The 21,061-nt window shown below is 63.5% G+C and carries 16 protein-coding genes and 1 riboswitch; of the genes, 10 read left to right on the top strand and 6 right to left on the bottom strand.

The annotated features are described in order from the left end of the window. Positions 1-95: 95 nt before the first annotated feature. Positions 96-485, top strand: coding sequence for a cold-shock protein (locus CS006_RS09335; RefSeq protein WP_100511543.1), 390 nt, complete (start codon positions 96-98; stop codon positions 483-485). A 39-nt stretch (positions 486-524) separates the two neighbouring features. Next, positions 525-1,634, top strand: a complete 1,110-nt coding sequence (locus CS006_RS09330; RefSeq protein WP_100511542.1) for a DUF3027 domain-containing protein — start codon at positions 525-527, stop codon at positions 1,632-1,634. Between the two features lie 121 nt (positions 1,635-1,755). Here CS006_RS09330 and CS006_RS09325 read toward each other — a convergent pair whose 3' ends face one another. Continuing rightward, on the bottom strand, positions 1,756-2,757 hold the full coding sequence (locus CS006_RS09325) for a universal stress protein (RefSeq protein WP_100511541.1): 1,002 nt from the start codon (positions 2,755-2,757) through the stop codon (positions 1,756-1,758). A 159-nt stretch (positions 2,758-2,916) separates the two neighbouring features. Between CS006_RS09325 and CS006_RS09320 the strand changes: the two genes are divergently transcribed. Then, positions 2,917-5,499 (top strand): ATP-dependent Clp protease ATP-binding subunit, encoded by a 2,583-nt coding sequence (locus CS006_RS09320; protein WP_100511540.1) that lies wholly within the window; start codon positions 2,917-2,919, stop codon positions 5,497-5,499. Between the two features lie 74 nt (positions 5,500-5,573). Here the strand turns inward: CS006_RS09320 and CS006_RS09315 are convergent, their stop codons facing one another. Both CS006_RS09315 and CS006_RS09310 read right to left on the bottom strand, forming a co-directional pair. Further along, positions 5,574-8,267 carry an energy-coupling factor transporter ATPase gene (locus tag CS006_RS09315; protein WP_100511539.1) on the bottom strand — a complete coding sequence of 898 codons (2,694 nt, stop codon included), beginning with the start codon at positions 8,265-8,267 and terminating at the stop codon, positions 5,574-5,576. A gap of 81 nt (positions 8,268-8,348) precedes the next feature. After that, entirely contained in the window at positions 8,349-8,960 is a 612-nt protein-coding gene (locus CS006_RS09310) for an ECF transporter S component (protein ID WP_100511538.1), read from the bottom strand. A gap of 6 nt (positions 8,961-8,966) precedes the next feature. Then, a riboswitch (FMN riboswitch) is annotated at positions 8,967-9,111 on the bottom strand. A gap of 143 nt (positions 9,112-9,254) precedes the next feature. Here CS006_RS09310 and CS006_RS09305 point away from each other — a divergent pair. The 6 genes from CS006_RS09305 to tpiA all read left to right on the top strand — a co-directional run bounded on the left by CS006_RS09305 (position 9,255) and on the right by tpiA (position 16,464). Next, a complete protein-coding gene (locus CS006_RS09305; protein ID WP_100511537.1) occupies positions 9,255-10,487 on the top strand; it encodes a pyridoxal phosphate-dependent aminotransferase in 1,233 nt (410 codons plus the stop codon). 121 nt (positions 10,488-10,608) lie between these two features. Further along, positions 10,609-11,055, top strand: coding sequence for a MarR family winged helix-turn-helix transcriptional regulator (locus CS006_RS09300; RefSeq protein WP_165777327.1), 447 nt, complete (start codon positions 10,609-10,611; stop codon positions 11,053-11,055). A gap of 132 nt (positions 11,056-11,187) precedes the next feature. Next, positions 11,188-12,705, top strand: a complete 1,518-nt coding sequence (locus CS006_RS09295) for an MDR family MFS transporter (protein ID WP_100511535.1) — start codon at positions 11,188-11,190, stop codon at positions 12,703-12,705. Positions 12,706-13,027: 322 nt separating this feature from the next. Then, on the top strand, positions 13,028-14,077 hold the full coding sequence (locus tag CS006_RS09290; protein WP_100511534.1) for a class II fructose-bisphosphate aldolase: 1,050 nt from the start codon (positions 13,028-13,030) through the stop codon (positions 14,075-14,077). 232 nt (positions 14,078-14,309) lie between these two features. Continuing rightward, positions 14,310-14,966 carry a histidine phosphatase family protein gene (locus CS006_RS09285; protein ID WP_100511533.1) on the top strand — a complete coding sequence of 219 codons (657 nt, stop codon included), beginning with the start codon at positions 14,310-14,312 and terminating at the stop codon, positions 14,964-14,966. 46 nt (positions 14,967-15,012) lie between these two features. Further along, positions 15,013-16,464 carry a triose-phosphate isomerase gene (gene tpiA / locus CS006_RS09280; RefSeq protein WP_100511532.1) on the top strand — a complete coding sequence of 484 codons (1,452 nt, stop codon included), beginning with the start codon at positions 15,013-15,015 and terminating at the stop codon, positions 16,462-16,464. Positions 16,465-16,658: 194 nt separating this feature from the next. On the opposite strand, the gene CS006_RS09275 is transcribed toward tpiA, so the two are convergent. From CS006_RS09275 to CS006_RS09265, 3 genes are all read right to left on the bottom strand, one after another. Beyond that, on the bottom strand, positions 16,659-17,063 hold the full coding sequence (locus CS006_RS09275; RefSeq protein ID WP_100511531.1) for a Fic family protein: 405 nt from the start codon (positions 17,061-17,063) through the stop codon (positions 16,659-16,661). Continuing rightward, on the bottom strand, positions 17,060-17,572 hold the full coding sequence (locus tag CS006_RS09270) for a Panacea domain-containing protein (protein ID WP_100511530.1): 513 nt from the start codon (positions 17,570-17,572) through the stop codon (positions 17,060-17,062). Before CS006_RS09270 ends, CS006_RS09275 begins: the two co-directional genes overlap by 4 nt. A gap of 353 nt (positions 17,573-17,925) precedes the next feature. Continuing rightward, complete coding sequence (locus CS006_RS09265) at positions 17,926-18,117, bottom strand: hypothetical protein (protein WP_133119559.1); 192 nt, start codon at positions 18,115-18,117, stop codon at positions 17,926-17,928. A 952-nt stretch (positions 18,118-19,069) separates the two neighbouring features. Here CS006_RS09265 and CS006_RS09260 point away from each other — a divergent pair. After that, a complete protein-coding gene (locus tag CS006_RS09260; protein WP_243386997.1) occupies positions 19,070-20,995 on the top strand; it encodes a SpaA isopeptide-forming pilin-related protein in 1,926 nt (641 codons plus the stop codon). Positions 20,996-21,061: the final 66 nt, after the last annotated feature.

The following is a 21,061-nucleotide window of genomic DNA, read 5'->3' as shown; positions in this document are numbered from 1 at the left end:
GATATAATAATCCTTTGGCATTGCGGGACGGATACGCCGCCGCCCCGAATATACGGGTAGAGAAGTTTGTTTGTATCAGTGAGGTGTGAGTAGATATGCCCAGCGGAAAGATTCGTTGGTTCGACGCGAAAAAAGGCTACGGTTTCATCACCGCCGACGACGGCAAGGACGTGTTCCTGCCGTCCTCGGCCCTTCCCGCCGGCACCGCCAACCTGCGTAAGGGCGCCAAGGTGGAGTTCTCGGTCGTCGACGGCCGCAAGGGGCCGCAGGCCATGGGCGTGACCCTGGTCGGCCCCATGCCGTCGATGGTCAAGGCCGCCCGTCCCAAGCCGGACGACATGGCCGCCATCGTCGAGGACCTCATCAAGCTGCTGGACGCCGCCGGCAACGGCCTGCGCCGCCACCGCTATCCCTCGCCCGCCGAATCGAAGAAGCTCGCCACGCTGCTGCGCGCCGTGGCCGACAACTTCGACGTACAGGATTGATGACCAGCCGTGACCGATAACGTGAATGAAGGTGCTGCGATGAACGCAACCGCTGAAGATCCCCGTTCCCTCGCTAGGGCCGTGGCCTGCGAGGTGGCGGACGAGACGTCGCACGTCGGCGATTTCCTGGGCGCCACGGAGCTCGGTGACGGCGTCAGCGACTTCAGGTTCGCGTCCAACATCGTCGGATACGAAGGCTGGCAGTGGTCGGTCACGCTGTACCACGACGTCGAGCGGGACGCGTGGACGGTGAACGAATCCTCGCTGGTCCCCGGCGACGACTCGCTCATGCCGCCGAAGTGGATTCCCTGGAAGGACCGTCTGCTGCCGACCGATCTGGCGGTGACCGACGCTTTGGGCACCGAGCCCGACGACCCGCGTCTCGAAGACGGCGGGGAGTCGCTGAAGACCGTCGAGAAGAGCATCGAGGAAAACGGCGTGAAGCCTGCGGAGACGCGGAACGACGACGAGGCAGGGGAGTCCGACGGCTCCGATGCCTCTGCCGTTGTCGGCGACTCCGGCAATGACGACGCCGCAGCCGCCGACAACGGCGATGCCGGGGCCGCCGCGAACGCGGAAGACGCTGAAACGGCCGACGCCGCCGACGACACCGGCGCCGCGAAGTCGGCCGTGAAGGACGAACTGGCGCAGACGGCGGCCATCGCCAAGGAGTTCGAGCTCTCCCGCCGTCGCGTGCTCACGCCGCTGGGTCGTGCCCAGGCGGCGCAGCGCTGGTACTCCGGGCCGCACGGGCCCAAGTCCCTCTCCACCAAGACCGCCGACGGCCTGGCCTGCCAGACCTGCGGATTCTTCGTACCGCTCACCGGTGAGCTGAACCTGATGTTCGGCGTCTGTGCGAACAAGTGGAGTCCTGACGACGGCCGCGTGGTCTCGCGCGACCATGGTTGCGGCGAGCATTCGGAGATCGAGCCGCCGGAGCCGAGCAGTCTGTGGATCCAGTCCAAGCCGGCGTTCGACGACATGCACATCGACATCGTGCGGCAGGCGCCGCGCGAGGAACGCGGCGACGTGGAGGCCATGGAATCGGCCGAGAAGCCCCGATTCGACGCCGCCGGCCATTATCTCGGCGTCAAGGCGGGAGACGTCGTGCTGTTCCATTCCCAGATGCCCGAACGCGAACAGGCGTAAGGCGGACGCAGTCGATCGCCATACGAGAATCGGCCGGCGGCCATGGAATCGAATCCATGGCCGCCGGCCGATTCATATCGTCTATCGTCAGTGCATCGTCAGTACATCATGCATGACCGTGTCAGTGCACCACGGTGACGGTGCATTCGGCGTCGTTGAGCACCTGCGAGGACACCGACCCGAGGAAGTGAGCGTCAAGGCCGGAAAGGCCTCGCGTGCCGACGACGATCTGATGCGCGTATCGGGAGGCGCTCACCAGGCCCTTGCCGGCCGAGATGTGGAAGGCGCTGGGACGCACGTCGATGGATTCGGGGATATCCGCCTCGGCGAGCGTCCTGCGCAGAATCTTCTCGGCGCGCTCCTGGCCTTCGGCCACCGACGGCACCGTCGTCTCGAAACCGGGAATCCTGCCAAGATCCTTCATCTGCCAGCAGAACAGCACATGCAGCGGACGGCCGTCGATCGCCGCCGCATGCACGGCGAACCGCAGAGCGCGCTGCGCTCCCTTGGAGCCGTCGATGCCGACGACGACCGGCAGATGACGTTCCGGTCCCCTGGAGGTGTCGTCGACGGCGTCGGGATTCAGCGTGCGGGCGATGGCATCCTGCATCGAGGTCTCGGAATCCCTGGCCCCGGCTCGCACGACGGTCACCGGCACCTTGGCCTCCTCGGCCAGCGAGGACGACATGGATCCGAGGAACCATCGGGCCACCCGGCCTAGGGACCGACGCCCGACCACGATCTGCTCGGCGTACGAGCCGATCTGCAGCAGCGCCGCGGAGCCGGACGCCTTCACCGACGTGAGCTTGAGGTTCTCCGGATTGAAGTCGATGCCCTCCGAGGCCTTGTCGACCCACGAGCGCAGCGTTTCTGTGATCTGCTTGCGGACCGTCTTCCAGGCCTCGTCGCTGTCGGGCTCCGAGCCGACGTCCCATGAATGGGTCCAGCCGAATACGGCGTTCACGTGCTGACCGGTCTTGCCGGCCTCGATAAGCGCCCACTTGAGCGCGGCGAACGATTCCTCGGAGCCGTCGACGCCGACGACGATGTCCTTCAACCGGCCGTCCGCGGCATCGCCGGCCTGCACCACGCCCTCGTTGGCATGAATGTGTTCAGCGGTCATGACACACCTCCTGATGGTCGTAACGATTCCAGCATAGCCGACCGCAACGGGAATGTGGGGTATATCAATTTCCGTTCACAGCGCAATATATGGGCGCCGAGGAATGTTCGTCACAGCAAATCGGTAGAGTGATACAGAGTTTTATTAGGGAGGACAAGCATGTTCGAACGGTTTACCGACCGTGCTCGTCGCGTCATCGTGCTCGCTCAGGAAGAGGCACGCGCGCTGCAGCACAACTACATCGGTACTGAACACCTGCTGCTCGGCCTGATTCGCGAAGGCGAAGGCAACGCCGCCAAGGCGCTGGCCTCCAAGGGAGTCGAACTCGACGCCACGCGCAAGCAGGTCGAAGAGATGATCGGCAAAGGCAACGCCGCTCCGAACGGGCACATTCCGTTCACGCCGCACGCCAAGCAGGTGCTGGAGCTCAGCCTGCGCGAGGCGCTGCAGCTGGGCCATAGCTACATCGGCACCGAGCACATCCTGCTCGGCCTGATCCGCGAGGGCGAGGGCGTGGGCACCCAGGTGCTCATCAAGATGGATGTCGACCTGGGCGAGCTGCGCACCGCCACCATCGACCTCATCCGCGGCAACCACGAGGGCGCTGACGGCGGCAAGGGAGACCTCGCCAACGCCGGAGGCGTGCAGAACAAGAGCAGCCAGACCGGTTCCGCCATCCTCGACCAGTTCGGCCGCAACCTGACCGTCGAGGCCGCCGAAGGCAAGCTCGACCCGGTCATCGGTCGTTCGGGCGAGATCGAGCGCGTGATGGTCGTGCTCTCCCGTCGCACCAAGAACAACCCGGTGCTGATCGGCGAGCCCGGCGTCGGCAAGACCGCCGTCGTCGAGGGACTGGCCCAGAAGATCAACGCCGGCGACGTGCCGGAGACGCTCAAGGGCAAGCAGATCTACTCGCTCGACCTCGGTTCCATGGTGGCGGGCTCCCGCTACCGCGGCGACTTCGAGGAACGCCTCAAGAAGGTGCTCAAGGAGATCAAGACCCGCGGCGACATCGTGCTGTTCATCGATGAGATCCACACCATCGTCGGCGCCGGTTCCGCCGACGGCGCGCTCGGCGCCTCCGACATGCTCAAGCCCATGCTGGCCCGCGGCGAGCTCCAGACCATCGGCGCCACCACCACCGAGGAGTACCGCAAGTACATCGAGAAGGACGCGGCCCTCGAACGTCGATTCCAGCCCATCCAGGTGCATGAGCCGACGATCGCCGAGACCATCGAGATCCTTAAGGGTCTGCGCGAGCGCTACGAGAACCATCACCACGTGACCATCACCGACGGTGCGCTGCAGTCCGCCGCCGAGCTGTCGTCCCGTTATATCCAGGACCGTCATCTGCCCGACAAGGCCATCGACCTTATCGACGAGGCCGGCGCCCGTCTGCGCATCAAGCGTCTCACCGCGCCGCCCGAGCTCAAGGAGATCGACGCCAAGGTGGCGAAGGTCAGCGCCGAGAAGGACAAGGCCATCAAGGACCAGGACTTCGAGAAGGCCGCCGAACTGCGCGACCGTCAGGAGAAGCTCGAGTCCGAGCGCAAGGAGAAGGAGAAGGCCTGGCGCGAAGGCGAGTCCGACGTGTCGATGACCGTGGACGAGGACGTGATCGCCCAGGTGATCTCCTCCACCACCGGCATCCCCGTGTTCAAGCTCACGCAGGCCGAATCCAAGAAGCTGCTCAACATGGAGAAGGAGCTGCACAAGCGCATCATCGGCCAGGACGACGCGGTCACCGCGCTGTCCCGCTCGATTCGTCGCGCCCGTGTGGGGCTCAAGGACCCGAAGCGTCCTGCGGGCTCGTTCATCTTCGCCGGTCCCACCGGCGTGGGCAAGACCGAGCTGGCCAAGACGCTCGCCGAGTTCCTGTTCGACGACGAGGACGCGCTCATTCGCGTCGACATGTCGGAGTTCTCCGAGAAGTACGCGGCCTCGCGACTCTTCGGTGCGCCTCCGGGATACGTCGGCTACGAGGAGGGCGGCGAACTCACCGAGAAGGTGCGTCGCAAGCCGTTCTCCGTGGTGCTGTTCGACGAGATCGAAAAGGCCCACCCCGACATCTTCAACACGCTGCTGCAGGTGCTGGACGACGGCCATCTGACCGACGGTCAGGGACGCAAGGTGGACTTCAAGAACACCATCATCATCCTGACCACCAACCTCGGCACCCGCGACATCGCCAAGGCCGCCAACACCGGCTTCAACGTGGGCGGCAACACCGAGACCAGCTACCAGCGCATGAAGGACCAGGTGAGCTCCGAACTCAAGCAGCAGTTCCGCCCCGAGTTCCTCAACCGTCTGGACGACATCATCGTGTTCAAGCAGCTCACCGAGCCGCAGGTGCGTCAGATCGTCGACCTCGACATCAAGCGCCTCAACGACCGTCTGTTCGAGCGCCACATGTCCATCGAGCTGACCGACAAGGCCAAGGACCTGCTCGCCGAGAAGGGCTTCGACCCGCTGCTCGGCGCACGTCCGCTGCGCCGCGTCATCCAGCGCGACATCGAGGACGCCATCTCCGAGAAGATCCTGCTCGGCGAACTCGGCGACAACGAGGCCGTGGAAGTGGATTCCCAGGGCGAAGGCCTGCTGGGCGAGTTCACCTTCACCGGCAAGCCGATCCTCGACGCCACACCGGCCAAGGACGATGACGACGCCGACAAGGCCGATACCGCGGCCGAACCGGAGCCGGTGGCCGCTGCAGCCGAAGGCGACAAGCCGGCCGAAGAGTAAGACCTCGAGACAAAAACAAATAAGCTCCCTCGTCAGAGGGAGCTTTTTCTGTTCTGTATAGGGGAACGCTAACGCTATACCAGCGGTACCGCGAACAGCACTACAAGATACAGCACGCAGAACACGGCGAAGACGCCGTCCCGCCATGAAATCCGCAGCAGCCGGTAATACGTGCGGTTGGCGCCGCCCTCATAGCAGCGGGCGTCAAGCGCCAGTCCAAGATTCTCGGCATGACGCAGCGCGCCGGCGAACACCGGCACAATGATGGCCGTCAGCGCGCGAAGCCGCTGCAGCGGCGTGCCGGATTCGATGCTGCCGCCGCGGGCCGACTGCGCATCGATGATGGCCTTCGTCTCGCCCGTCAACGTGGGAATGAACCGCAACGCCAGACTCATGACCAGTGCGATCTCGCCGGTATGCACGCCGAGACGACGCAATGGACGCAGCAGCGCCTCGAACGCATCGGTCAGCCGAGTCGGCGTGGTCGTGAGCAGCAGCACGGCTCCCAGCACCACCACCAGCGCGAGACGCCCCGCATAGACGACCGCCGTCCAGACGCCGTCGTCGGTGATGGGAACAGGGCCGAGATGCACCAGCGGCGTGCCCGTACGTACGAAGAAGACATTCAATGCGCTCATGACGACGAACAACGCCAGAAACAGCCGCACCGAATGCAATACGGCAACCGGATTAAGCCGGGACGCCGCCAATATGGCACCGACCGCAACAGCGGCGACACCCAACTGAACCGGCGTCCCGATGGCGAACGCGGTGAACATCAGCACCAGCGTCAGCACCATCTTCACGCGCGGGTCAAGGCGTGCGACGAAGGATGCGTTGTCGCTGCGGCTGCCGGCGTCCGGTGGTTCGACCCCCTCAGTCCGACGTTCGTCGGACAGCTCCCCCTGCCAGGGGGAGCCAGAGAAAGAGGAGACTGTGTTATTCCTCTGGCTCCCCCTAGGTTCAGGGGGAGCTGTCGGCGTGAGCCGACTGAGGGGGTTCGTCTCCGATTGCGCGTTTCGATTGGTAATCTCGCCGTCGCGCAGTTCGACCACGCGGTCGGCCAACGCGGCCTCCGCCTCGTCATGCGTGACGATGATCACCGTCACGCCCTGCGCTTTCAGATCGGCAAGCAGCCGATGGATGCGGGCCGCCGCATCCACGTCAAGACTGCTCGTCGGCTCATCCATGATGAGAATCCTCGGCCGGCAGGCCAGAATGCCGGCGATGGCCACCATGCGCTGCTGGCCGCCGGAAAGACCGAACGGCGAACGGTCGGCAAGATGACCGATATGCAGGGCGTCGAGCGTTTGCCGCACCCGTGCGTCAAGCTCATCGCCGGAAAGACCGAGATTGCCCGGTCCGTACGCCACATCCTCGGCCACGGTCTCGGCGAACAGCTGACGTTCGGGATGCTGCATCACATAGCCGACGACGCCTCGCAGCCGACGACGGTCGCGCTTGCTCGGCGGCTTGCACCGCCTGCCTGGGCTCCTGGCCACGGCGATGCCATCCACGGTGATGTCGCCGCCGGATGGTGTCTCCAACGCGCACAGGAGGCGGGTGAGCGTGGACTTGCCGCCGCCGTTGCGCCCCATGATGGCCACGGTCTCGCCGGCGTCTATCGTAAGGTTCACGTCGCGCAGTACCGGATGATCATGGTCATAGGCGAACGAGACATGCGACATCGTGACGATGGGGGAGGGGGTTGCGGTGTCGCGAATGGCTGGGGCGACATCGGTGTGTGGGGTGTCGACCCCCTCAGTCCGGCTTTCGCCGGACAGCTCCCCCTGCCAGGGGGAGCCAAGGGAAGGAAATATGCCGGCAGCGGTCGCGAAACCGCGCCAGGGGGAGCCAGGGGAAGAGGGGCGTGCATCCTCCGCGAAACCGCGCCAGGGAGAGTCGAAGGAAGAGGAGACGATGTCATTTTCTTGGCTCCCCCTGGTATCAGGGGGAGCTGTCGGCGACAGCCGACTGAGGGGGTTCGTCCCCGAAGCATGTCCGTTCTCATCATCGTTTTTTGCATCCTCTGCGATTCGGCCGTCGCGCATCACGATCACGCGGTCGGCGGCGACCGCCTCGGCGGCCGAATGTGTGATATGCACGATCGTCGTGCCCTGCGCATGCAGATCATCCAGTACGGTCATGATCTCCGCGCGGCCCGATTCGTCAAGCATCGCGGTCGGTTCGTCCAATACCAGCATGCGCGGCCGCATGGCCAGCATGCCGGCGATGGCCACGCGCTGCTGCTGGCCGCCGGACATCCGCGTCGGATCGGCGACACCGAAACCATCCATATCGACCTGACGCAACGCCGTATCGACGCGCTCGCCGATACGCTCATGCGGCACGCCGAGATTCTCCGGTCCGAACGCCACGTCGTCGTCGACTATCGTCGTGACGATCTGATCCTCCGGATTCTGGAACACCGCGCCGATGTCATGCCGGGCCTCGCGATACCGGTCGGCATGCGCCTCGCCATCGAACACGACACGGCCGAACAGGGTCACGGTGCCGGAATCCGGCGCGGCAAGCGCGGCGATGATGCGGCCCAACGTCGACTTTCCCGAACCGTTGGCGCCGACGACGGCGATGCGCTCGCCGGCGCGAATCGTCAGACCGACGCCGTCGACCGCCCAGGAGGCGCCGTCGTCATAGCTGAATCGGACGTCGTCGAGCGCGACGATGGGGGAGTCGGTGTCATTCACGGGAGAATCGGGGCCTTTCTTATATCGGTATATCGATACATACAAAATTCGTCGGAACATCCGGGGATCCGGAATGTTCCGACGAACATCATTCCAACAGATCGTCAGGTATCGCGATACCGTTGATTCTACTTGCTGATTCTACTTGCGCAGCAGGTTGGCGATGGGCTTGTAGACGAGGAACGTCACCACGCCGTGGATGGCGAACTTCAGCAGATTGAACGGCAGCAGGATCGGCACGATCATGGCCGCCACCTGTGCCACCGTCATATGCGCGTAGATGGGCGTGACCACCAGGTTGCCGCCGATGGCCACGGCCAGCGCCAGCACGGCGCCCAGCAGGATGCCGGCCACGGCACCCTTGCGTGAGCGCCAACGGCGATACACCAGCGAGGCCGGCACGCTCAGCGCCAATGCCACGCCGACGGCCATCAGCGTGCCCCACGGGTCGCCGAACAGGTGCGGCGCGAAGCCCAGCACGCTTACGATCGCCGCGGCCGACGGGCCGAACGCGAAGCCGGCAATCAGGCACACGATGCCGGACGGATCGTACTTGAGCCACGGGGCCGCAGGGAAGATGGGCAGTTCGATGAAGCTCGTCACCATGGTCAGCGCCACGAACAGCGCGTAGATGGCGATGCGTTTGGTGGACCAGCGTCCGGAATCGGAGACGCCGGTGGCATGGGAACGATTGGACGATGCCCGATTGGACGATGCCCGATTGGACGATGCGGAAGATGAAGAAATGCTCATGAGAGCCCCTCGTTTCTTTCATCCGGACTATACCGTTGGCTCCGGAATTCCACCGGATCAGCCGCTTTCGCGGGTCGCGGGCTGTGGCCGGCGCGAACCGCCGTGTGCCATCACCGCCAGTAGGGAATTGCACCCTGCCCTGAAACTTGCGTTTCCGACTGTATCACGGCGGATGCCCCCACGGCGCGGAATCATGCCGAAAACGGCCGTTCTTCGCTATACGAGGATTGTATGGCCCGCTATCGGGGCATCGGCCTCCAACGTTTTTCGCCGCCAAGTGCCACAATGCAATATATGTCTGTGCATTTTTCCTCTAGGGTGGATGGGTCCCGGCCAAATGCGATTTCCTTGGCGGAGGCGCGGTGCCGGCGCGACGGTGTCGCACTGACGAAGCTCAACGACTCGAACCCGACCCGTCACGGACTGGCGCCGGCGTTGGTGCCGGGCGTGTACGAGGCGAATCCGCGCGGACCGCTCGCCGCCCGACGGGCGCTCGCCGAATTCCTTGCGGCCGGTGGCGCCGACAAGGGTGCCGGAGAGAATGCCGGCGGAATCCCCGCCGAGGCTCATGACGAGTGCAGCGGCGTCGACCCGGATCGGCTGTACCTGCTCAGCTCCACGTCGGAGGCGTATTCGTGGCTGATGAAGCTGCTGTGCGATCCCGGCGACGCCGTGCTCGCACCCAAGCCCGGATACCCGCTCATCGAATCCATCGCACGGCTCGAGAACGTGGAGACCATCGAATACTCGCTGATGTTCGACGGCTCGTGGTTCTTCGACCTGCCGCGCATCGAGGAGATCCTCGACTCCGACGAGGGCTCGCGGATCCGCGCCATGGTGCTCATCAACCCGAACAATCCGACCGGCTCATACGTGAAGCCGGAGGAGCGCCGTCGGCTGGTGGCGATGTGCCGCGAACACGAGGTGGCCATCATCGCCGACGAGGTGTTCTTCGGCTACGATTTGGAGCCGTTCGCCGGCAACGCGCGGCTCGCGGGGGAGTCCGGCGTGCTCACGTTCGCGCTCGACGGGTTCTCGAAGATGCTCGCCGCCCCGCACGCCAAGGTCGGATGGATAGAGGTCTCCGGCCCGGAGGCCGACGTGGCCGAAGCGCAGGCGCGGCTCGACGTGATCGCCGACGACTTCCTGCCGATGAGCGACATCATCGCCGAACGCATCCCCGACCTGCTCGCCGCCGCGCCCGGACAGACCGCCCGCGTGCGCGAGCGTACTCGCGGCAACCTCGCGCGACTGCACGACCTGCTCGCCACCGACCCGTTGGGCGTGACGAGCGTGCTGCGCGCCGAAGGCGGCTGGAACGTGCTGCTGCGCTTCCCCTCGAGCATCGACGAAAGCGAGCTCGTGCTCTCGCTGATTCGCGATCATCGGGCCACCGCGCAGCCGGGGTTCTTCTTCGACATGACCTCCAACGGGTATCTGGCGGTGTCGCTGCTGCCCGAGCCCGACGTGTTCGAGGCGGGGATCCGCGCCGTGCTCGCCGCCATAGGCGAGATGCTCGGCGAATAGCGACGCATCGTTTTTCCTTCCGCGTGTCGCATGGTCCAATGCTGTCGTAGAATATTTATCGCAGATAGTTATCAGATATAAATATCTATCATAAATAAATAAGTCGTATATGGTGGAAGGCATGGATATCAACCTGCTCGACAGGATTCTGCACGCCATGGAAGAGGCCGGCTCCGTACGGACGCTGGTCCCCGAACTGCCCAAAGGCGTCCGGCCGGTGCATCTGCGCGTGCTCGACGCGCTCAGCCGCACCCGCGGCGACGACGGATGTGCCCGCGTCTCCGACATCGGCGACGCGCTCGACATGCGCATGCCCAACGTCACGCGCGCCGTGCGCGAGATGACCGACCTCGGTCTGCTCGACAAGACGGCCGACCCGTCCGACCGTCGCGTGGTGCTCATCCGCGCCACGCCGACCGGCGGGGAATACATACGCCGATACGTCGTCGGCGTGCGCCAGCGCGTCGAGACCGAGCTCATGGCAACCGTGAGCGAGGAGGACATCGATTCCATGATCGCCACCATCGACGCAGTGAAAGCCGCGGTCGGCAAGGCCTGCGGACGATAACCGCACAATCCCGAACATGACTGCCGCGTGAGGGCGCATGCCTTGGACTCCCATGTCCCAGGCGCAAAAGGTTCCCGTACGCGGGCGAAGCCATGCCCGGAAGGCGGTGCGATCAGAAGGAAGAAACGGATTATGGCCGAAACCCGGCATGATGATATGAACCGCATGAAGGCCCGCGTGGACGTGAGGCACCCCGCGCTGGTGATGCTCGGACTGTACCTGGGCGCGTTCCTGGGCATGCTCAGCGAAACGTCGATGAACATCGCGCTGCCCAGCCTCATGGAGGCGTTCGGCGTGAGCGCCGGCACCGCGCAGTGGCTGGTCGTCGGCTACATGCTCGTCATCGGCGTGGTGCTGCCGTTCGTCGGACTTCTGCTCAAGTGGTTCCGCGCCAAGACCCTGCTCATCGTGGCGTTGGGCGCGTTCCTCGTCGGCTCGCTGATGTCGGGCTTCGCGCCCACGTTCGCGCTGCTGCTCGCCGGCCGCATGATCCAGGGCATCTCCACCGGCCTGGTGCTGCCGATGATGTTCTCCGTGCTGCTCGAGGTGTTCCCCAAGAACAAGATCGGCGCCGCCATGGGCCTGACCACGCTCATCATCATGTTCGCGCCGGCCGTAGGCCCGACCCTGTCCGGCTTCTTCATCGGCGTGCTCAGCTGGCGCTGGATCTTCCACTTCTTCGCCATCGTGGCGGCCGTGGCCCTGCTGTGCGCCATCGCGTTCATGGTCAACCCGTATGAGCTCACCCGCCCGCGCATCGATGCGTTCAGCTGCGTGACGTCCGTCGTCGGCTTCGGCGGCCTCGTGCTCGGCGTGAGCCTCATCAGCGAATTCGGCCTCTCCCCGGCGGTCGTGGCCATCCTCGTGGTCGGCGTCGTCGCCGTGGCGCTCTATGGCCGCCGCCAGCTGAAGATGGACGTGCCGGTCATCAACCTGCGAGCCTTTGCCATCCCGCAGTTCACCACCGGCGCCATCGTGGTCATGATGAACTTCGGCATCACCCTGTGCGCCATGTACCTCATGCCGCAGGAGATCCAGGACGGCATGGGCATCCCCGCCGCCATGGCCGGCCTCGTCATGCTGCCCGGCGGCGTCATCAACGCCGTGGTGTCGCTGCTTTCGGGCCGCCTGTACGACGTCATCGGCCCGAAGATCCTCGTGCGCTCCGGCCTCGTCGTCTCCGTCGTCGGCCTGGGGCTGCTCATGGCCGCTGGTACCACCAGCTCCGTGCCCTACATCATCGCCGCGCACGTGGTGCTCATGATCGGCGTGCCGCTCGCCATGAGCCCCGCCCAGTCCACCGCGCTCGCCGCCCTGCCGCCGCAGCTGGCGACCGACGGCAGCACCATCCTCAACACGATGCAGCAGGTGTGGGGCGCCATCGCCACCGCCGTGGCCACCGTGCTGCTCGGCGTCGGCCAGTCCTCCGCCGTGCGTGCGGGCGCCGGCCATGCGCAGGCGTTCGTCACCGGCTCCCGCTTCGGCTTCGCGTTCGCTGTGGCGTTGGCCGTTGTCGGATTCGTGGCCGCGCTGCGCATCACGTCGCTCAGCGGCCTGACCCGCGCCGAGAAGGTGCCGGACGTCGAGGTGCGCGACCTCAAGGCGGGTAAGGCCGCCAAGCCGGCCGTCGCCCGCGAACGCCGCGCCTGACGGCCGGCTCCGTCGGAGCGCAACTGACGAATGTTGCGTTTTGATGTGCGTTTTCTTGCCAGGGCGCACGACACCGAACATGAAAATTCGTTCTTGTTCGCGTGTCGTGCGCTTTTGTTGTCTCTTCTGTTGTTTTGCACCGTTCAAACCGACCGCAGTGAACGCTTTTGTGCGCTCTTGCGTGCTGATTATGTGACCTTTCCGCGTTGCCACAGATTGCACGCGCCGGTGCTTGCAAATCGAACATCGGAAGTGCGACCATTGGTTGTGGCGAGGCAAACGGACGCCCCGCCGCACACCGGATGTTCCAAAGGGGACGGATATGAGCGAGGATATGAGCGAAACCAAAAGCACCTTTGCAATGACCTCCGCCGAAGTGAAGCAGCTGCTTGACGAGGCGCACGACGGGGGATTCGCCTACCCCGCCATCAACATCAGCAATCTCGACACCGCCATCGCCGCCATGGAGGGCCTCGAGCAGGCGAACAGCGCCGGCTTCGTGCAGGTGAGCATCGGCGGCGCCAAGCAGGCCAGCCCGGTGGGCGACCCCGTCGAGGGCTCCATCATCATCGGCCGCATGATGCGCGACCTGCGCAAGAGCCATCACGTGCCCATCATGCTGCACACCGACCATTGCCACGCCGACTACGTGGACACCTGGCTCAAGCCGCTGCTCGTCGAGCTCAAGAGGCTCAAGGACGCCGGCGAGGAGAAGATCTTCGACTCGTTCATGTTCGACGGCTCCCATGACGAGATCCACGACAACGCCGCCACCATCAAGGAGCTGCTGCCGCTCGTGCAGGCCGTCGACGGCGTGCTCGAGGTCGAGGCCGGCGGCAAGTGGGGCGGCATGGAGGACGGCGTCGCCGACCAGGCCGTCTACTCCACGCCCGAGGACGTGGCCGTGATCCAGAAGACGTTCACCGACGCCGGACTCGACGAGGACGACTACCTGCTCGCCGTCGCCTTCGGCAACGCGCACGGCACCGCCGTCATCCCCGACCTCAAGCCCGAACTGCTCAGCGAGATCGCCGAGAAGACCGGCGTGCGCAACATGTACGTGTTCCACGGCGGCTCCGGCTCCTCCGACGAGGACGTGAAGGCGGCCGTCAGGGACGGCGTCGTGAAGATGAACGTCGACACCGACACCCAGTACGAGTTCACCAACGGCATCGACGCGTTCTTCGTCGCCGCCGACGGCAAGCAGCGCTCACACCGCGTGGGCAAGAAGTTCTTCGACCCGCGCAAGTGGAACGCCGCCGGCCGCAAGGCCATGACCGCCAAGGTCGTGCAGGTGGCCGAACTGCTCGGCAGCGCCGGCCACGCCAAGGCCGTCGACTACAAGTCGGTGCTCGAACCGGTGCTCGCGTAGCGCAGCCCATCCGACACGCCGATATGATTCCGCCCGAGCCGACGCCGACGACACGCCCGAAAACCGGGCGTGCGGCATCGGCGGGCGGACCTCCGGATTTTCCCGCATCGGATTCCATCCGGTCGGGCGGCGACCGCGCGACGACACGCCCGGACGCAAAATCGCCAAACAATCACAATTCACCGCAACGAAGCAACACACAGTACACAGTGGTACGGAAAGCGTAATACGAATGAAACCAGGCAACGTCTATCTTCTCCGTCATGGCCAGACCTACTGGGCCATGTCCGGCCAGCACACCGGCAGGACCGATGTGCCGCTGACCGAGGTCGGCAAGCAGCAGGCCGTGGCGGCGGGGGAGCGCGTGCGCGAGGCCCATCCCGAAGCCTTCGCGGCCGTCTGGTGCTCGCCGCTCATCCGAGCCAGCGAAACCGCGAAGCTCGCCGGATTCGACGCCAAGCCGTGCGACGACCTCATGGAATGGGACTACGGCCGCGCGGAAGGCCGCACCCGCGGCCAGATCGGCGAGGCCCTCGGCCGCGCATGGAACCTCTGGCTCGACGGCCCGCAGGCCGTTCCCGAAGCCCTCGGCGCCGAACGCGTGGAGACCCTGCCCGACGGCCAGCAGGTGCAGGTGCACCTGACCGAAGGCGAAACCCTCGACGAGGCGTTCGCCCGCGCCCGCCGCGTGGTCGAGAAGGTGCGCGCCTACTCCGAAGAAGGCAAGGACGTGCTCCTCGTGGCCCACTCCCACATCCTGCGGCTCGTGGCCATGGCCTGGGTGGACCTGCCGCCCGTCGAAGGCCGCAAGTTCGAACTCGGCACGGCGCGATACATCGTGCTGGGCGACCACAAGGGCCAGCCGGTCATCGAACACTGGGGCGCGTAGCCGCCCCGCGTAATCCGCAGCGCGACACGGAAGTAAGGAAACGTCAATGAAGTACAACGACACCGTCAAGCGCCGTCCGATGGTCATCGGCAACTGGAAGATGAACCTCGACCACGTGCAGGCGAGGCAGTGGCTGCTCGAATACGCAAGCTCGAACACCGCATGGCAGCATCGCATGGAAGACGCCGACGTGGTGGTCAACCACGTCGAGATCGGCGTGCTGCCCTCATTCACCAGCCTGCTGGCCATCCGCGACATGGCCCGCGACACCACGCTCGACCCCGAGCTCTTCTTCGGCGCGCAGAACGTGAGCGAGCTCGACGCCGGCGCCTACACCGGCGACATCAGCGCCCAGATGCTCGCCGCCCTCGGCTGCCGCTACGTGCTGCTCGGCCACTCCGAACAGCGCCGCTACCACCCCGAGGACGACGACAAGATCGACCGGAAGATGCGCGTCGTGCTCGACCGCGGCATGACGCCCATCGTCTGCATCGGAGAGACCAAGCTCGGACGCGAGGACGGCATCGGCATCGACTACGCGCTCAACCAGCTCGTCTCCGCCGTGCGCCTGCTCTCCGGCGAGGACATGAGCCGCGTCATCGTGGCCTACGAGCCCGTATGGAGCATCGGCACCGGCAAGACGCCCGACCCGTCCGTCATCGAATCCGCGCTCGCCGACATCCGCGACTTCATCAACGCCACATTCGGCGCCGACGTGGCCGCCAAGGTGCGCATCCTCTACGGAGGATCCGTCAACCCCGGCAACGCGGCGGAGATTATCCGCCGCTACGGCGTCGACGGGTTCCTCGTCGGCGGCGCCAGCCTCGACCCCGCCAAATTCGCCGAGATCTGCCAACTGGCCGCCGAGGCGAGCGTGGTGAGGCTGCGCCGCAGCGCGCACACCATCTACCGGCCGGGCAAGCGCACCGTGGAGGAGTTCACCGACTCCACGCTCGAGGCGCCGCATCGCATGACCGCCACCAAGGTGGCGCAGAACCATCCCGACGCCATGGCCTGGCGCGCCGCACTGGCGCTCGCCGCCTACCGCACCGTGGGCTTCCAATGGCTCGAGGAGCAGGCCGCCATCGAGCTCGAGGACGCCGCCGACGCCTCCGGCAACACGTACGTGGGATTCGACGCCGACGTATTGCGCGACATGATCTGGGCGAACAGGCTGCGCATCATCGAATCGATGATGAAGCTCATCGACGAACGGCGCATCCGCGGCATGTTCTCCATACGCCAGTGGCTCATCGAATGCGACGACTCGCTGAGCGCCGACCGCCGCGACGAGCTGCTCGCCGAGGAGTTCGCCACCGTGGCCTGCATGCGCGCCTACCATGAGATGGACACCGGCCTCGAGTTCGAGCAGTTCCGCAAGCCGTTCGTGGCCGGATATCTGCTCAGCGACGTCGATACCAAGAACCGCCTGTGGCGTGTGCGCGGCATCGACCGCAAGCTCCACAGCCCCTGGAAAAACGGCAGGGGAGGGCTGTAGGGAATAACGGCCTGTTGGCGAACTGACAGCGCCTTATGGGGAATCGCATCAATGACGATGTGCAACCCCATAAGGCGCTGATTTCGTGTGGGTATTCAGGCTATTTGAGCATGGCTGCGGAGAAAATCCGCCAGTTCGCTTTGCCTGCGATTTTTGGTTACCACGTCCTGAATCCATCGATACATTCCATTGGACTACGTGTCGTCCGTATCCGGGATGCCTACGAGACGAATGTCGGCAAGGTTTAGAAGACCAAGTGAAATCTGCATCGTGGTTCTTTTGTTCCCATCGGGAAAGATGTGGTCGCCCGCCAGATGTTCCGCCAGTCGGCCTATCTGCTCGAAGATATCGGCATAGCGTTCGGACGGCGGCTGTCCGTAGATAATGCTGAATATGGGATAAAGTACGGATTCGATTTGCTCAAGTTTCTCTTGCTTATACCGGTCTTCATCGGTAGGGGACAGGTCGAATCCGGCATGTTGCACGGTCTTGGTGTGGATGTCATACACCATTTCGGCAAAGGCTTCCATCACGGCCTGTGATTCAAAGACGATTGGAGGAGCGACGCTCCTCCAATCGATGTGTTCGCCTTCCATCATGAGTTCTCGAGCATGCGGAGGGCGTTCGGCCAGGAACGATTGACTCGCTCGATGCCTTCGGCCAGGGTGTTGGACAGGATTCCGTCCGTTTGCCAGTCCTTGGAATCCAGGATCATCTGATTCGTGATGGCATTGTTTTCGTGGGCGACGTAGGCCGAATCCCAAGCGCTGCCCTTGCGATGGGTGCGCCGGACGAGGTCGAACGCGGTCAGTCTGCCGAAAGAACCCATTACATCCTTCGCTACTGAGGCCAGCTGCTCGGATGTCTGAAAATCGCCGCTTGCCCGGAAGATTCGGGCGCTGCCGAATGTTCGGAACGTCCTATATACAAGAGGCTCGACGGGGCCGTAGTCCCAAGCCTGAATCTCATCGTCGAAAAGGGGAGAACCGAATCGCTTCAGATGAAGGGCCTGTGCGAAATACACCAGCTTATTCAACTTCAGATTCGTCAATTCCTCTTTATCGCCGTAATTGGCAATGAAATAATTCGCCACATCCAATGATTTCATCGGTTCCTCCTTTCATAAATCCTTCGCAATAAAGATTTTCTCACGATTGTAGTTGTGATGTGTGCCGGGCGGCAAGATACGACTCATAAGACGGGTATATTGCCTGGCGTCGTGAATCGGCTGGAACGAGGGCTTGATTCCGGCTTTTTGCGTGGGGTGGAGTGGCTGGCTGTCCCCGTAAGTCAACGGGGGGGGGTATATGTTGACGAGGGTCAACAGAAGGTGTGCCGGTGTTGGGACATACAGGTCTTTTCTACTTGACACTGATGGGACGTAGCTTGTGGTATCCGCTGTCGGCATGCCTCGTAATGGCCCCCTATGGGCGGTGAAGAGCCGCCCTGGGGTGGGTGCCATTAAAGGAGAAGGAGCAAAGCCATGGGCGGAACCGGAAAGCACCAGACGGCAAGAGGAGTGACATACATATGGCGCGCGATGCTGGGCGCGCTGCTGGCGGTGGTGACGCTGGCGACGATGGCGCTGCCGATGAACGCCGCATACGCGGCGGACGACGACCCGGCATGTTCCACCACCACGCTGCCGGTCAAAAGGGACGGCACGTCGGTGACGTGGGCCGAGGTGCGCGACTACATCGACAAGAACTTCACCGGCTCCAAGGTGTTCGCCGATGCTGTATACGACGCGATCTGCAAGTCGGGGCAGGACTTCTCGCGCAAGGATTATTACTACAACGACAAATACAATCAGACGCTGCGCGATGCGGAAGCAGTGATTAGGACTTATGGTGCGTATGATTCCAATGGTGATTTCGGTTCCCGAAATACGTCGATTACGCTTACCAAGCGTTTGGAGGATAACGCGGTACTGACCGGCATCGGCCAGCTACGGTATGTGTCCAGTCTGTATGTAGAGGACGTTGGCTCTCATAGAGGATTGGACTTTATAGAAGATGCCTATGAACCGGCCAAGGATGAAATTCATCCCAAAGAAAGCGACCCAATGGGGCCGGCGGTCATTGTAAAGAAAATTGCTATTACTGAGTTTCCCAAGAACCCGTATACATGGAACCTTTCTAGAACTATCGGCGTTAACTTGCATAATTTCCAGAGCACGAATTACATCAGTCTGTTGATACCGATTCTGCGTAAACCGGGCGGTGCCAAGACCACTCCAGTAGTCATTGACACGGCATTAACTGGGCGTGGTGGTTCCTCGGTGGATTTAACGCCCGCAGCCGATGCCGCATCTATCGCAGCGAAAAACGGTGTAATACATCCAACTGATGTGAGCATGATGCAAAACGATGATTTTGGTTGTGATCCCTTCCAATATAAGATTTGTGCGGATACGTCGACCAGCGGCGGGTATACGGCTTCGGGAAATCGTCTTTCCGTATCGATTCCTAACGATGTTAAACAGAGCAGGGCTTATTGGTCGCAGCTCATTTTCAACGAGATGTATTGGTACTTCGCGAATGCTGCAAGGCAGAGGAATTCTCCCGACTACTACTATCGTACGAGTGCTGATTACTTGAACCGTGTGACGCTGGTCGGCTCACAGGTGGTGATTTCCGGTGCTCGCGTGCAGAAGGTCGATGAAAACGATTCATCGAAGGGACTGAATGGTGCCGAGTTCGAACTCTATACGGACAAGGATTTCAAGCACCGTGCCCAGCAGGCCAAGCTGACCGCTGCCGGTAAACCGCAGTTCGAGACCAAGGACGGCAAATCGTCCTTGAAGATGACGGACACCGGCACGTATACATCCGAAACCAAGGACGGCAAGGACGGCATCATCGTTCTCGATAATCTGCTGCCAGGAACGTACTACCTCAAGGAGGTTAAGGCTCCGGAGGGGTATCAGACCGAATCAAATCCTCGACCCATCGAGGTGCTGGTCTCCGGCGAAGGAACCAATGCCGCGAAGGTGTCCGGTGGCGTGGGCGAGAGCGCCACGGTGGCCAAGGATGGGGAGACGGTTACCGCCGTTGCCGATCAATTCGCGGGAGCTACTACTTGGGCATCTACTTCCCTCAACAACGTGCGTGTCACCGCCGGCACCGAGGAAACATCCGCTTTGCTGAAGGACCAGCAGGGGAAGGACATCGCCGGTAGTGGCGTGTTTGTGAAGAACGATGACAGCAATGGTGGCGAGGGCAAGAGCGTCACCTTCACCAATGCGACCGCCCCCAAATCCACGACGCTGCTGGGCTCCTCCTCCGACACGGTGAAGGTGACCACCACCGACATGGACAAGGCGTCCTCCTCGGAGAACGTCGCCGACCTCGCCGCCGCGCAGACCAAGGTGAACGATCTGATTGCCAATAACAAGCTGGATGCGTCGAACGCGCTCATCGCTGTGGACACCGGCGTGAAGGTGTACCACAAGGCCATTCCGGTTACCGTGCAGACGACCATCACCAACAAGAAGTCCGCGAAGCCGCAGCCGGTGAACGTCACCCTGCAGGCGCGGAAGCACTTCACGTCGAACGGCAAGGACCAGCAGATCACGGCCGGCAGGTTCGCGTTCGACCTGACGCCGAAGCAGAACGACAACGCGCAGCTGCTTTCCAAGAGCACGCTTACCGCCAAGGTGGGCGCGGACGGCAAGGCCACGTGGACGCTTCCGCAGATTACCTCCGACATCTATGAGAAGGCCACGAAGAACGCCTCGGGCGTCGCCTCGTTCAACTTCACCGCCACGGAACAGAAGGGCGACGACAAGAACATCACGTACAGCGATGCCAAGATTCCCGTGCGCATCGACGTGTCGAACGTCTCGCCTGCCGACAACAACGGCAATGCCGGACTGAAGACGGAGGTGTTCGTCGACGGCACGTCGAAGGGGTCCGCGACAAGTGGCAAGGACGCCATCGACCTGCACATCACCAATTCGGGCGTCGAGTTCACGAACGTGCTCAAGCCGTCGTTCGAATTCACCAAGGCCAACGGCAGCGACCACGCGCAGCACCTGCAGGGTGCCGGGTTCACGCTGTACCGCTGCAACGCCGCCGACAAGCCGTGCGACGTCCGCGAGCTGGTCGACTGGCAGGGCAGGTCCAACATCGGCGCCGACAAGGCATGGTCCGAATTCGGCGCGCAGACCAGCGACGCGGACGGCAGGGTGAGGTTCTCCAGCCTCGACGACGGCGAATACCGACTCGTGGAAACCAAGGCCCCGAACGGGTTCACCCTTCCGAGCGGCCAGTGGAAGGTCACCGTCAAGAACGGCGTGGTCTCCATGCCGGAAGCCATCGCCGACAAGGAAGGCAACGAGCCCGCCGGCTTCGGAACCCCGACAGGCGGCGGACTCGAGCTCTACAACTACAAGCCGTTGAACGTGCCCTCCACCGGTGGACGCGGCCTCGTGCTGTTCGCCTCGCTCGGCGGCGGACTGCTGCTCGCCGGCGCAACGGTGGTGCTCATCGACTCGCGTCGCAGGAAGGCGCGCGCCGTAACCGCCTGACCGGTAGTCGGCGACAGTCAAGCCGGCGGCAACCAGTTTTCGGATGGTCGCGCCCACGGCGCCGCG

The sequence above is a fragment of the Bifidobacterium primatium genome (assembly GCF_002802875.1).
GTDB classification, from domain to species: Bacteria; Actinomycetota; Actinomycetes; order Actinomycetales; family Bifidobacteriaceae; genus Galliscardovia; species Galliscardovia primatium.
The sequence above is the reverse complement of the archived record's forward strand: the minus strand, read 5'-3'. Positions and strand labels throughout refer to the sequence as shown.